Origin of the sequence: Mycolicibacter senuensis (assembly GCF_003284925.1) — a bacterium.
GTDB lineage: Bacteria > Actinomycetota > Actinomycetes > Mycobacteriales > Mycobacteriaceae > Mycobacterium > Mycobacterium algericum_A.
Window position 1 is genome coordinate 41,936 of record NZ_QMEX01000002.1, and the last position, 12,421, is coordinate 54,356.

Below are 12,421 nucleotides of genomic sequence, written 5' to 3' on the forward strand. Positions count from 1 at the left end.
GCTGACCACATCCGGTCAGCCCAAGGCCACGCCGAGCTCCTGGGCGAACACGCGGATTATGTGCTGGACGCCGATTTCGTTGCGGCCGATGATCATGTGGTCGTGCTGGCCGTGTCGGACGCCTTCGCCGCATTGCGGCAGCATCGTGAAGTCCTCATCACGCACCGCCGCGTGGACCGCAGCGAAGATCATGTCGTACCCGGCCCGCGTTTCATCGTCGGCGGCCGGCACCCGGGCCAGCCAGCTGTGGCGGACCGTACACCGGGTGGGTGACCCGGCGGGCAGGATGTCGATGACCTCCACACCCACCGAGCTGTTGGCCAAGATCAGGTTCGGGTAGATCCAGTAGATGACGCCCATGTTGTCGCGGACATCCCAGGAACCGGTCGCGTCATCGTCCAAATTTGTGATCCAGTTGAACGGAAAGCCCATCCGGTGGTGTTTGCCGTAGGAGTCGTGGATGGATGTGTTCGCCAGGGCGTTCTGTCCAATGAGGCTCTCACCGTGCACGAACGGGAAGTGGTAGCTCTCGGCGAACGCCTCCAGCGCACCCTTCCAGGACACCTCGGACTCGAACTCGCGATAGTCGTGATAGCCAAACGACGCGTAGTCGAGCACTTCCAGATCGGGCCCAAGATCGCCGAGATGTTCGTCAACGTCGATGTCCGCGTCGGCGCTCAGGACGGCCCAGATGAAGCCGTGGCGTTCCTGGTTGGGCAACTCGACCAAGCCGTAGTTGTTCTTATCCATGCCCGCGAAGCCGCCGCTACCGGGAACGCTGAACAACGTCCCGTCGTTCTTGTATGTCCAGGCGTGATAGGGGCAGGTGAACCGCGCGGCGCTGCCCGAGCCACAGGCCGGCATCGCACCGCGGTGCCGGCAGTAGTTCAAGAAGACGTGACTGTGGCCATCCTTGTCGCGCGTGACCAGCAGCGAGTCGCCGAGTACCGAGCGCACGACGTAGTCGTTGGGCGCGGCCACCTGGGCGCTGGGGACAATGGCCAGCGGGGTGCGCCGAAGGATCTGTGCTTCCTCGATCTCGGTGATCTTGGGGTCGCGGTAGTAGTGCAGCGGCACCCGCAGCACGTCCTCGGCCATCTCTGTGGTCTTGTCGAGCACCACCCGCAGTGCCCGACGGGTCAATTCGGTGTCCAACACTCCCGTGCGGACGTGCCCGTCGATGGTCACAGAGCCTCCTCCGTCGCCGTCACAGCTTGACCATACACCTTGACGAAACTGCATGGTCTGTGAGGGCAGGGCTGATCACAGTACCGTCGCTGGTATGGACGTATGGGATCGTGATGACTGATGCGAACACATGGATGGTCCGGTGCGACGCCGGCCGACGATGACGAGGCGATCGCCCGGATCCTGGACGCGGCGAAGCGCAGGATCGACCGATTCGGCAAGGACTTCGGCATCTCCGACGTAGCCAAGGACGTCGGTGTCACCCGCCAGACCGTCTATCGGTACTTTCCCAGCACCAACGCACTGCTGTTCGCCACGTCCGTCTCGGAGGTCGGCCCTTTCCTGGACAGTCTGACCAGACACGTGCGGAAGATCCACGACCCGGCCGAGGCGGTGGTCGAGGGCATCGCGCACACGCTGGAACGACTCCCCCACGAGCGGTATCTGGGCCTGCTGTTGACCCCGGGAAAGGCCAGCGCATTCTCCGCCGGCGTCACCTCCGACATGGCCATGTCGTTCGGGCGATCACTGCTCGAGAGGTTCGACGTCGACTGGAACAGCGCTGGTATCGCAGACGGCGACCTGGACCAGTTGGTCGAATTCATGCTGCGCATCTTCCAGTCGTTGGTGATCGACCCGGGACGTCCACCGCACCAGGGCAAGGAGTTGCGTGCCTTCCTGCGCAGATGGGTCGCGCCGGCAATCTCCAGCCCAGAGTCCGCACCACCCGCCAGGAAGAGGGCGAAGCCGTTGAAGCGCGCGACCCAGCCGAAGACCGGCCAAAAATCCAGAGTCGCTACCTGAGCCGCGGATGAATGGTGCCGGGTATTGGGCGCACCCCGGTGTGCTTGTTGCTCCGCACGTGGCGCATTTCGTGGACATTTGAAATGAGAATGGGTACGCAGCTTAGGACCGTGCAGCCTAGCGAGGCGCCATTCGCAGCGCTCCGTCCAATCGGATCGTCTCCCCGTTGAGCATCGGATTGGCGATGATCTGCTCAGCGAGCATGGCGAATTCATCGGGCAGACCCAGCCGCGCCGGATGCGGAATAGTGGCCGCGAGGCTCTCGCGTGCCGGCTCCGGCAGGATCGGCGTGTCGAACAGGCCGGGCGCGATCGATGCCACCCGGATCTTCTTCGTCGCCAGATCCCGGGCCGCCACCAACGTCATGCTGACGATGCCGCCCTTCGCACTCGCGTAGGGGATTTGGCCGATCTGGCCCTCCCACGCCGCGACCGACGCGGTCAGGACGCAGACACCTCGCTCACCGCCGCGTTCCTCGTTGCGCGCCATCCGTGCCGCACACAGGCGCAGCATGTTGAAGGTGCCGATCAAGTTGATCCGGACCACCTTCTCGTAGACCTCCAGCGACCCGGGATTTCCATCACGGTCAACGACCCGGATCGGACCGCCCTTTCCGGCGCAGTGCACCAGGATGCGCAGCTGGCCCAGTTGCTCGGCGGCGTCGAGGGCTCGGCTCACCTCCTCGGTATCGGTGACATCCGCGCCGCAGAAGCGCACTCGCTCGCCCATCGCGTCGGCGACCTGCTGCCCCGCCGAACCGGGCAGATCCACGATGACCACCCCGGCGCCCGCATCGGCCAGCCGGCGAGCCGTGGCCTGCCCGAGTCCCGAGGCGCCACCCGTCACCACCGCAACAGAATCCGAAATCAGCATCATGCTCCTTAAGTGTGTCGTGCCCTAACGGCCGTCAAAGACGTTGTAAAACGGTGGCATTGGCCATGCCGCCGTTCTCGCACATCGTTTGCAGGCCGTATTCGCCCGGACGCAGCCCGTGCACCAGGGTGGTCATCAGCCGGGCGCCGGATGCGCCCAACGGGTGGCCAAGCGCGATGGCGCCCCCCCGGGGATTCAACCGGGCGGGATCAGCACCCAGTTCCTGCTGCCACGCCAACGGAACCGAGGCGAATGCCTCGTTCACCTCGTAGTGGGCCACGTCGTCGAGGGTCAGCCCGGCGCGCCCCAGTACCTTGCCGGTGGCCGGAATCGGCGCGGTCAGCATGGTGACCGGATCCTGGGCGGCGGTGGCGAATGCGATCAGCCGGGCCAGCGGCTGCAGGTTGAGCTGCGCGGCCCGCTTTTCGCTCATGATCAGCAGGGCGGCGGCTCCATCGGCTAACTGCGACGAGTTCCCGGCGGTGATGCTCCAGGTGATTTCGGGGAACCGTTGTGCGTAGCCGGCATCGTAGAACGACGGTTTGAGTCCGGCCAATTTCTCGGGCGTGGTGTCGACGCGGATGGTCTCGTCGGTGCTGATGATCTCGCCGCCGGCGTCGATCGGGACGATCTCGTCACCGAACTGACCCGCCGATGCCGCTGCGGCAGCGCGCCGATGCGATTCGGCGGCGTAGCGATCCAGCGATTCGCGGTCCAGCTTCCACCTGGCCGCCACGAGTTCAGCTGAGATCCCTTGCGGGACCAGTCCGGGCGCGTAGCGTGCGGCCGCGGGTGCGAACGGATCGACGCCCATCCGGGCCACCCCCATGGGAACGCGGCTCATCGACTCGACACCACTGGCCACCACGATCTGCTGGGCTCCGGCCATGATGGCGAACGCCGCATAGTCGACGGCTTGCTGCCCGGAACCGCAGCGGCGGTCGATCGTTACCCCCGGCACGTGCTCCGGCAGACCCGCGGTCAGCCAGGCGAACCGGCCGGGCGTACCCGCCTGCTCCTTGGCTTGCGACACGCATCCGGTGACGACGTCGTCGACCTCGGCGGGGTCGACGTCGTTGCGGTCGAACAGTGCCCGCAGAACCTGCGCCAGCAGCTCGACGGGGTTGACTTCCGACAGGCCGCCGCCCGCCTTTCCGCGACCCACCGGCGAGCGGACAGCATCAACGATGACGGCAGATTCCATCATGACTTCCTTTTCACCGTCGTCTTCACAGCCCCAGTGAGCGGGCGATGATGACCTTCATGACCTCGCTGGAACCGGCGTAGATCCGCGACACCCGGGCATCGGCGTAGGCGCGGGCGATCGGGTACTCGAGCATGTAGCCGTAGCCGCCGTGCAACTGCAGGCACCGGTCGATCACCGTGCCCTGCAGCTCGGTACAGAACAACTTCACCATCGCCGCGTCGGCGGCCGACAGCTCGCCACTCTCATGGGCGAGCAGTGCCCGGTCGAGCAACGCCTGGCCGGCCTCGATGTCGGTGGCGCAGGCCGCCAACTCGAACTTGGTGTTCTGAAACGACGCGACGGTGGTGCCGAACGCTTTACGCGAGGTGGTGTATTCGACGGTGTCGCGTAATGCCTTGACCGCGGCGGCCTGACTGTTGACCGCGATGGACAGCCTTTCCTGGGCGAGGTTCTCGGTCAGGTACCCAAATCCGTTGCCTTCCTGGCCGAGCAGGTTTGCCACCGGTACGGCGACGTCGTCGAAGGTCAGCTCGGAGAGGTCCTGGGCTTTCAAGCCCAGCTTCTCGAGCTTGCGCCCCCGCGACAGCCCGGGGCTGTCCCCGTCGATCACCAACAGGCTCAATCCGTCCCGGCCTGCGGCCGGGTCGGTCTTGACCGCGGTGATGATGAGGTCGGCGTTGGCGCCGTTGGAGATGAACGTCTTGGACCCACTGACGACGTAGTGGTCGCCGTCGCGTACCGCCCTGGTCGCCAGCGCCTTGATGTCGGAACCCGCACCGGCCTCCGACATCGCCAGTGCGGCGACGGCGTCGCCGCTGACCAACCGGGGCAACCAACGGCTCTGCTGTTCGGCGTTGGCCAGCCTCAGGAAGTAGGGCATGGCGATGTCGGTGTGCACCCGCAGCCCGCCCAGCGCGATGCCGGCGTGCTGGGACTCCTCGGTCAGGATGACGTTGAACAGGAAGCTGCTCTGGCCCCCGCCGCCGAACTGTTCGGGTACCTGGACACCGAGTAGGCCGAGTTCCCCTGCCGCGGTCCAGAAGTGCCGCGGCGGGGCTCCGGCGCGCTCCCATTCCGGATATTCCGGTACCACCTGTTCGGTGTAGAAGGCGCGTACCGTGGCGCGGAACGCCTCGTGATCGGCATCGAACAAACAGCGCTTCACGGCAGCCTTCCTGGGTAGGGCGACCGGACCGGGCAGACGTCACTTCCTGGCCGGAGCTTCACCGGTATTAGACACTATCAACAACTATTGTCTAAAACGACTTCGGCCCGTTCTCGGGTGTGCGCAGGTCGGCACAACGCGCCGCGGGAGCGGTCTCAGCTCATGCCCGGGCCCGCTGTCGGCCCCTGTATCGACGCGGTCACCGTGGTCAGCGGACTTTCCCGGGGTTTGCGGGGCCCGCGCGTTTCGGGCGCATCGATAGCCTCGAACACGTGCAGGGTGTCGGAGAACTCCTTCATCTCGGCGATCTTGCCGTCGCGGAGCTTCAGCGCAATGACGTAGGTATTGAGATAGGTGCCGCCCGAGCTCAGCGGCGCTTCGCTTTCGGCCTCGATCCACACTCGGTCACCTTCAGCCGTCACGTCACCCACGCGCATGGTGATGGGTCCTGCCAAAACTCCTGCGAACATCTTCGCGCTGTCGAAGAACCCCTGCTTGTCCCACCACCCCGACGCCGGCATGGTTCCGGTCAGAAAATAACGGAACTCGTCTGCGACCCCCGATGCCACGGCATCGGCGTCACCGCTGACGAGTGCCTGAAACCAGGCGAGCGCCAGTTCCTTGTTGGTGGCCATCTCGGCTCCCTTCTCTGACTGGATCGACTCTTCTCACAATCTGCCGTAATAACATAAAAGTCAATAACTGTCTATTATGTTCAGTTTTGGATCGGAAAGCGCCCGAAGGAAGGCGGTGGCCATGACGCACACCCATGTCGAGCCATGGTCAGGTGCTCCCCCGTTGTACTCGTTCATCGAGGTCGTGCTGCCGGCCGTCTGGCTGGCCGTGTTGCTGTGGCTGGCCTGGCGCTCAATTCGGCTGCGACGAGCCACATTCGGGTTGTTGATTCTGCTCAGCTTCTCGACGCTGTTCTGGCAGGACGCCTATATCAACTGGGGAATGTACCTGCTATACAACCCAAATCAGACGTTAATACCCTGGGGTTCAACACTTTTCACAGCCCCACGAAAGGTGTGGTGGACGATTTTCGCCTATGGGATATTTTGGTTGGTATCGATTCCAGCCGCCTTGGGCGCCGCGGCAGCCTTGCGGCGACACGCTCCCGCCGTCAACCGCACGGTCTCGATCATCGTCACCGGAGTTCCCCTCTTCTATGTCTGGGATCTGCTGTTCGAAGGCATGGCCGTCCGCGGCGGCTTCTACAGCTACGTCGACTATTGGGGGCCCGCGATCGTGATGGAATCGGGGAACATGCCGCTGGTTTTCCCGATTTTGTTCATCGCGGCGTGTGGGGCGGGGTTCGTGTGGCTGCTCAGCTGGCAGACCGTGGATGGGCACGCGGGTTTCGAACGGTGGTTTCGGCTGGACCGCGTCGCTGCAGGCTGGCGCCGAGAAACGAGCCGCATCGGCGGCTGGATTGTCCTCATCAACGCCGCACACATCGTCTTCTGCATCGTGCCGTTGGTGGCGATTCGGCTGCTGTTACTCGAACCCAGCCAGCTGGTGCCATGACCGGTTGCGCTGTTTGCGCGGCGCGGATGGACGACCGGTTCAAGGCAACCGGCCACGCGGCCAGAACGTATGCTTTGTCCCATGCCTTGAGGCGTGTTGCCTCCTATGCCGACCACGCGAGGACATACCGGGATGATCGACACCCGTTTCTTCGAAGTCACTTGAGATCGCCGACGGATTGGACGACGGATGACATCGGCTAGAAGAGAGTGGACCCGCAGCGACGGGGACCAGTGGGACATCGTCACCAGCGTGGGATATACGGCGCTGGGGGTCGCGGCCATGCGCGCGCTGGCAACCGCGCTTCCGCAGCCGCTGGCCCGTGACGACTACGCCGAGGCATTCGTGCGTGCCTCGGGTGAACCGTACTTGGTCGGGCTGCTCGGGGAATCCGCGGGCCATCCAGACGGCTCGACCTCGAACTGGCCGGAGTTCTTCGGCGTCCAGATGCGGTTTTTCGACTCCTTCTTCAGCGCTGCCTGCGCCGACGGGGTGCGTCAGGCGGTGATTCTCGCGGCGGGCCTGGACGCACGAGCGTACCGACTGCAGTGGCCTACGGGCACCACGGTCTACGAGGTAGACCAGCCCGAGGTGTTGGCCTTCAAGTCGCAGGTACTGAACCGGCGGGGGGCACAGCCCCGCGCTGAGCGGTACGAAGTGGCGATCGACATGCGGGACGACTGGATCGGCGCACTTACGAGCGCCGGGTTCAACCCGGGCGCTCCCACCGCCTGGCTGGTCGAAGGCTTGCTGATGTATCTGCCGGGCGAGGCTCACGACACCTTGTTCGAGCTGATCGACAGCCATTCCGCACCCGGCAGCAGACTCGGCACCCATGTGTTCGAGAGCACCGGCGACGACTCCCCCGTCGGCATCCTGCCATTGGGCCAAGAACTGAACCCATTCGCCGACATCGACATCGCCGGCCTGGTCTACGAGGACGACCGTCTCGATCCCCCGGAATGGCTGACGGATCGGCGCTGGCGGGTGAGCACTGCGACCGCGAGCGAGCTGAGTCAGCAGTACGGAAAGCCCCTCTCCGGTATCTCCGCAGAGCTCGACCGGGTCGCCTCGAAGGCATCGTACTTGAGCGCCGTCCGTTAGCCGATTTCTACGAATCCACCTTGAGCAAACGGCATGTCGCGCCCGGCGGCGCTACGGCCATGCAGCCTGCGTCACAAGTGCTATCGGATGGACTCCAGTGCGGCGCGCTCGGCGGCGTCCCACGGTCGGGTGCCGGACCGGTCGTCGCGGAGAACCACCTGCACCGTGCGGACTGTCGCGCATCTGTGTCCCGCGACCGTTGTGATGACATTCATCGTCGTGAGTGACGACGTGCCGATCGCGTCGACAACCGCGGTGATCTCCACCGCTTGGTCGGAGAGTTCCACCGGCCGGTGGTAGTCGATCGAATTATGGACGACCACAACCGATTCCCACGCCTCGCGGAGGACATCTCGGAAAAGACGGCTGCGCGCCTCTTCCGCGTAGACCAAAAAGACACTGTTGGTGACATGACCGATGGGGTCGAGGTCGGTCCAGCGCGGTTCGATACGGAGCACAGCGGTCATCGGGGCATCATCCTCGTAGGCCCGCCCATGTACTCCTCGTCGGACACCGTATTGGCGAAGGAAAACGTAATGGTGCGGGCAACCTCAACTCCTATCACATGCGCGGGTGCGGCGGCCTGTCCCGCAGGCGAGATCGAACCCTGCATGATGACGCCACGGATAGCCTGGTACAACGGGAATCGTTCGGCGACAACACATGCGGGTGTTCCCCCTTTGAACGGCCCGGCTAGGGCGTCAACCTCGACCTGCACGCGGTCGTCTTCCTGCCGCACGACACGCGCGGGCAGTGCCAGCAGCCTGTCATCGGTGTCGGTCACGCAGATCGCCCCCGTCGGTTGCTCGCCAAGAAACGTCGCCAGTTCGTCCGCCGACATCGACGCGGGCCCGCCTCTTCGCTCACGTGCCACGATGGCGCCCCCCTGACTCGTTGTCCGTATCGCCCGTAAGTCGGGCCGCGCACACTTCATCGAGCGTCACACGGATCATGGACCGCTTCCCGTCGATCAGCCGGTCGCGCACCTTGGCCACCACCGAGTCGGGAACACGGTGGTCCGACGAACCGGCACCGGTCATCTCATCGACCTCTTCCTTCGACGGCTGGTAGACCTCCGCAACTCCGCGGACCGACACCCAGACCGTGTCGTTTGCATCCTGATCGCTGAGCAGGATGCACGCCACCGCGGGATCAGCACGCAGATGCCCTACTTTCGCGCTCTTGGCATAGGTCGAGAAGTAGAGGTTTCCGGGCTCAGCCCTGATGCTGTGCATCGCATAACCGATCGGCTGCCCCGAATCGTCGCGGCAGAACAGGACGGCGCGCCGGTGCTTACGCGTGAACTCGACCACCGCCGGTGCGTCCGGAGCGGGCAGTTCCGCGCATCTCGCTGTTCTGGCGCCGTTCGACGGTTCCTTATGACTCATGACAGTCAACTGTCATACACCAAGTGTGGCTGACGGACAATCACGGCAGCCGAACGATCATGGGAATCCGCCGCGGCGACGCCCTTGACATTTCGCTGTCAACAGTGGCTTGGTTAAGGTGTGGTCAACGATGAGCTCACAGCGTTGCTCGACGAGCGCGCCATCCGCCGTGTCCTGCTCACCTACTGCCGCGCCATCGACCGGCTCGACATGGAACTGCTGCGCGATTGCTACTGGCCAGAGGCCAGCGACCGGCACGGCCCGTTCACCGGAACCCGCGACGAGTTCGTGGCGTGGGTGGGGCCACTGCTGCGGCGGCACACGATGACCATGCACCAACTCGGCAACATCTTGATCGACCTCGACGGTGATGCCGCGCACGCCGAAACGTACGCGGTGGCCTGGCACTCCGGTGAACCGCCCGGCGACGTGCGCTGGAACTACGTCGCCGGATTCCGCTATGTCGACACGTTCGCGCGCCGTGGCGGCCGGTGGCGCATCGCCGCGCGGGTCACCGTGATCGAGTGGACCCGCGCCTGGGAGGCCGACCGCGAACGGATCGGCGCGTTCGGTGAGTACCTGCCACGCCGTGACCGCACCGATCTGGCCTATCGGCGGCCGGCGTGACCCTGGACGACACCACCGCGTTGGTCACCGGCGCCGGACAAGGCGTCGGTCGCGGCATCGCGCTCGCACTGGCCGCCGAAGGCGCACGGGTCGCCGTGGTCGGCCGCACCGCGGCGAAATGCCAAGCGGTGGCTGCCGAAATCGTCGAGCGCGGCGGGCAGGCTATCGCGGTGGCCGCCGACGTCACCCGCCGCGGCGAGGTCGACAGCTGCGTTGCAGCGGCCCGCGCGCAGCTGGGCCCGATCAGCTGCCTGGTCAATGCCGCTCAGCAGACACACTATTCGTCGCTGCGCAAGCTCACCGAGGACGACCTGGACGCGGTGTGGCAGTCCGGCGCGGTCGGATCACTGCGGATGATGCAGGCCTGTTTCGACGACCTGCGGGCCACCCGGGGCGCCGTGATCAACGTGGGTTCGGGCAGCGGGTTGACCGCGCGGCCGGCGATGGGCGCCTACGCGGCGGTCAAGGAGGCACTGCGCACGATGAGCCGGGTCGCCGCCGCGGAGTGGGGCCGCTACGGGATCCGGGTCAACGTCATCTGCCCCCTGGCGGCGTCGCCCGGGATGGACAGCTGGATGACCGACCTACCCGGAGCGGGCGAGGAACTCGTGAGCCAGGTTCCGCTCGGCCGCCTCGGCGACGCCGAGCACGATATCGGCCGCGCCGTGGTTTTCCTGGCCGGTCCGGACTCGCGCTACATCACCGGAACCACGCTGATGGTCGACGGCGGGTTCGACTATCTGAGATGACTGCCTGAGCGAGGAGCGTATTGAGTGAAGTGGGGAATTGTCTTCGCCAGCACCGGCTTTCCGGATCCGGACAGTGCGGTGGCCCTGGCGCAGGCCGCCGAGCGGGCCGGCTTCGAATCGCTGTGGGCGCCCGAGCACGTGATCATGCCGAAGAGCCCGGACGCAACACCCTACCGCGGCTCGACCGACGGCAGCATGGCCAGGCTGGGTCGCCGCGGCGGCATCCCCGACCCGCTGATCTGGTTCGCCTATGTCGCGGGGCACACCACCCGCATCCGGTTCGGCACCGGAGTGCTGATCCTGCCGGAGCATCAACCCGTGGTGCTTGCGAAATCGGCCGCGACGCTGGACCATCTCTGCGGCGGCCGGCTGCTGCTCGGGGTGGGAGTCGGCGAGTTGCCCGAGGAGTACCAGGCGGTCGGGATGAACTTCGGTGACCGCGGCCGCCGGATGGACGAGTACATCGATGTGCTGCGGTTGCTGTGGGGTACGGACACGGCCTCCTTTGACGGCGCCTACGTCCGCTTCGATCAGGTGGAGTCCCGGCCGTGGCCGGTGCGCCGGTCGATACCGCTGCTGATCGGGGGTGCCTCGGATGCGGCGATCCGGCGTGCCGCCACCCGCGGGGACGGCTATTTCCCGTTCGTGTTCCCCGGCCAGGACCCGCTTGTCGAGCTGCCTCGACTGCTGGGGCGGGTGCGCGCCGAGACGGCGGCGGCCGGGCGGGATCCCGACGCGATGGAGTTCACCGCGGGCGGGGCGCGCACCGTCGACGAGGCGAAGGTGTACGCCGAGTTCGGGGTGCATCGGCTGACCGTGGCGATCCGCGCCCGCACCATCAGCGAGATGCGCGACGAGGTCGCCCGGCTCGGCGACGAGCTCGTGGGCCCGACGGCGGCACTGTGAGCGCGCTGGCGTTCACCGGCCGTAGCGTGCTGATCACCGGCGCGGGACGCGGGGTCGGGCGGGCACACGCGCTGGCGTTCGCTGAACGCGGCGCCGATGTCATCGTCAACGACCTCGACGACAGCGCCGACGTGGTCGCCGGCGAGATCGTCGCCGGCGGCGGCTCGGCGATCGCGCACCGCGGCGACATAGCCGCGGCCGATGTTGCTGAATCAGCGGTAGCCCAGGCGATGTCCGAATTCGGGCGGATCGACGTCGTGGTCGCCAATGCGGGCATCGACCGGATTACCCCGCTGCGCGAGGTCACCCCGCAGCTGCTGACGGATTTCTTCCGGGTGCACGTGCTGGGCACCTGGACGGTGTGCTCGGCGGCCTGGCCGCACTTCGTCGAGCAGCGCTATGGCCGGATCGTGACCACCACGTCGGCCGCCGGATACTTCGGCCTGGCCCGCGCGCTGCCCTACACCACGGCGAAGGGCGCGCTACACGGACTGACACAGTCGCTGGCCCTTGAGGGCGCCCGGCACGGGATCACCGCCAACGCGGTGGCACCCTTTGCGGCATCGCGGCTGGCGCGCGCCCGGACCGCGGGGGCGCCCGAGATGCAGGACGCGATCGAGCGGTATGCGCCACCGTCGGAGGTCTCTCCCGTGGTGCTCTGGCTGGCGCATGAGACCACCACCATCACCGGGCAGGCCTTCGAGGCCGGCGTCGGAGCGGTCAGCCGGGTGGCGGTCGGTGTCGGGGACGCGGTAGCGGTCGACACCGACCCGGCAGCGTGGACGGCCGGCGCGGTGACCATTCCTCCGGTTGGCGCCGCCGACCGGCCCCTGACCCGCTGGCTGAACCAGCGCGACGATGACTCACCGGGCTGACCTGC

General features: G+C 66.1%; 15 protein-coding genes. 7 read left to right on the forward strand and 8 right to left on the reverse strand.

Going from position 1 to position 12,421, the window contains the following annotated elements; all coding sequences use genetic code 11:
- Positions 1-15 precede the first annotated feature (15 nt).
- Positions 16-1,188 (reverse strand): aromatic ring-hydroxylating oxygenase subunit alpha, encoded by a 1,173-nt coding sequence (locus tag DQP56_RS01370; RefSeq protein WP_234825439.1) that lies wholly within the window; start codon positions 1,186-1,188, stop codon positions 16-18.
- Positions 1,189-1,308: 120 nt separating this feature from the next.
- Here DQP56_RS01370 and DQP56_RS01375 point away from each other — a divergent pair, with 120 nt between their 5' ends.
- A complete protein-coding gene (locus tag DQP56_RS01375; protein WP_112683208.1) occupies positions 1,309-1,992 on the forward strand; it encodes a TetR/AcrR family transcriptional regulator in 684 nt (227 codons plus the stop codon).
- Positions 1,993-2,109: 117 nt separating this feature from the next.
- Here the strand turns inward: DQP56_RS01375 and DQP56_RS01380 are convergent, their stop codons facing one another.
- The 4 genes from DQP56_RS01380 to DQP56_RS01395 all read right to left on the reverse strand — a co-directional run bounded on the left by DQP56_RS01380 (position 2,110) and on the right by DQP56_RS01395 (position 5,872).
- The gene (locus DQP56_RS01380) at positions 2,110-2,865 is read right to left on the reverse strand and encodes an SDR family NAD(P)-dependent oxidoreductase (protein ID WP_112683321.1); all 756 of its coding nucleotides are present in this window, start codon (positions 2,863-2,865) and stop codon (positions 2,110-2,112) included.
- Between the two features lie 34 nt (positions 2,866-2,899).
- Complete coding sequence (locus tag DQP56_RS01385; RefSeq protein ID WP_112683322.1) at positions 2,900-4,069, reverse strand: thiolase family protein; 1,170 nt, start codon at positions 4,067-4,069, stop codon at positions 2,900-2,902.
- A 25-nt stretch (positions 4,070-4,094) separates the two neighbouring features.
- Positions 4,095-5,237 (reverse strand): acyl-CoA dehydrogenase family protein, encoded by a 1,143-nt coding sequence (locus DQP56_RS01390; RefSeq protein ID WP_112683209.1) that lies wholly within the window; start codon positions 5,235-5,237, stop codon positions 4,095-4,097.
- 155 nt (positions 5,238-5,392) lie between these two features.
- Complete coding sequence (locus DQP56_RS01395) at positions 5,393-5,872, reverse strand: nuclear transport factor 2 family protein (RefSeq protein ID WP_112683210.1); 480 nt, start codon at positions 5,870-5,872, stop codon at positions 5,393-5,395.
- Between the two features lie 121 nt (positions 5,873-5,993).
- Between DQP56_RS01395 and DQP56_RS01400 the strand changes: the two genes are divergently transcribed.
- Entirely contained in the window at positions 5,994-6,767 is a 774-nt protein-coding gene (locus tag DQP56_RS01400; RefSeq protein WP_133258873.1) for a spirocyclase AveC family protein, read from the forward strand.
- Positions 6,768-6,956: 189 nt separating this feature from the next.
- A complete protein-coding gene (locus DQP56_RS01405; protein ID WP_162111633.1) occupies positions 6,957-7,871 on the forward strand; it encodes a class I SAM-dependent methyltransferase in 915 nt (304 codons plus the stop codon).
- A gap of 80 nt (positions 7,872-7,951) precedes the next feature.
- Here DQP56_RS01405 and DQP56_RS01410 read toward each other — a convergent pair whose 3' ends face one another.
- Genes DQP56_RS01410 through DQP56_RS01420 form a run of 3 tightly spaced genes read right to left on the reverse strand, consistent with a single transcriptional unit; the run spans position 7,952 to position 9,184 of the window.
- Positions 7,952-8,338, reverse strand: a complete 387-nt coding sequence (locus tag DQP56_RS01410) for an acyl-CoA thioesterase (protein ID WP_112683213.1) — start codon at positions 8,336-8,338, stop codon at positions 7,952-7,954.
- Positions 8,335-8,712, reverse strand: a complete 378-nt coding sequence (locus tag DQP56_RS01415; protein ID WP_112683214.1) for a hypothetical protein — start codon at positions 8,710-8,712, stop codon at positions 8,335-8,337. Before DQP56_RS01415 ends, DQP56_RS01410 begins: the two co-directional genes overlap by 4 nt.
- A 22-nt stretch (positions 8,713-8,734) precedes the next feature.
- Positions 8,735-9,184 carry a pyridoxamine 5'-phosphate oxidase family protein gene (locus DQP56_RS01420; protein WP_234825440.1) on the reverse strand — a complete coding sequence of 150 codons (450 nt, stop codon included), beginning with the start codon at positions 9,182-9,184 and terminating at the stop codon, positions 8,735-8,737.
- A gap of 195 nt (positions 9,185-9,379) precedes the next feature.
- Here DQP56_RS01420 and DQP56_RS01425 point away from each other — a divergent pair, with 195 nt between their 5' ends.
- The 4 genes from DQP56_RS01425 to DQP56_RS01440 are packed head-to-tail and all read left to right on the forward strand — an operon-like array spanning position 9,380 to position 12,416.
- Positions 9,380-9,886 (forward strand): nuclear transport factor 2 family protein, encoded by a 507-nt coding sequence (locus tag DQP56_RS01425; protein ID WP_112683216.1) that lies wholly within the window; start codon positions 9,380-9,382, stop codon positions 9,884-9,886.
- Positions 9,883-10,635, forward strand: coding sequence for an SDR family NAD(P)-dependent oxidoreductase (locus DQP56_RS01430; RefSeq protein ID WP_112683217.1), 753 nt, complete (start codon positions 9,883-9,885; stop codon positions 10,633-10,635). The genes DQP56_RS01425 and DQP56_RS01430 overlap by 4 nt, the downstream gene beginning before the upstream one ends.
- Positions 10,636-10,659: 24 nt before the next feature.
- The gene (locus DQP56_RS01435; RefSeq protein WP_112683218.1) at positions 10,660-11,541 is read left to right on the forward strand and encodes an LLM class F420-dependent oxidoreductase; all 882 of its coding nucleotides are present in this window, start codon (positions 10,660-10,662) and stop codon (positions 11,539-11,541) included.
- Positions 11,538-12,416: an SDR family NAD(P)-dependent oxidoreductase gene (locus DQP56_RS01440; protein ID WP_112683219.1), complete on the forward strand. Its 879-nt coding sequence runs from the start codon at positions 11,538-11,540 to the stop codon at positions 12,414-12,416. The genes DQP56_RS01435 and DQP56_RS01440 overlap by 4 nt, the downstream gene beginning before the upstream one ends.
- Positions 12,417-12,421: the final 5 nt, after the last annotated feature.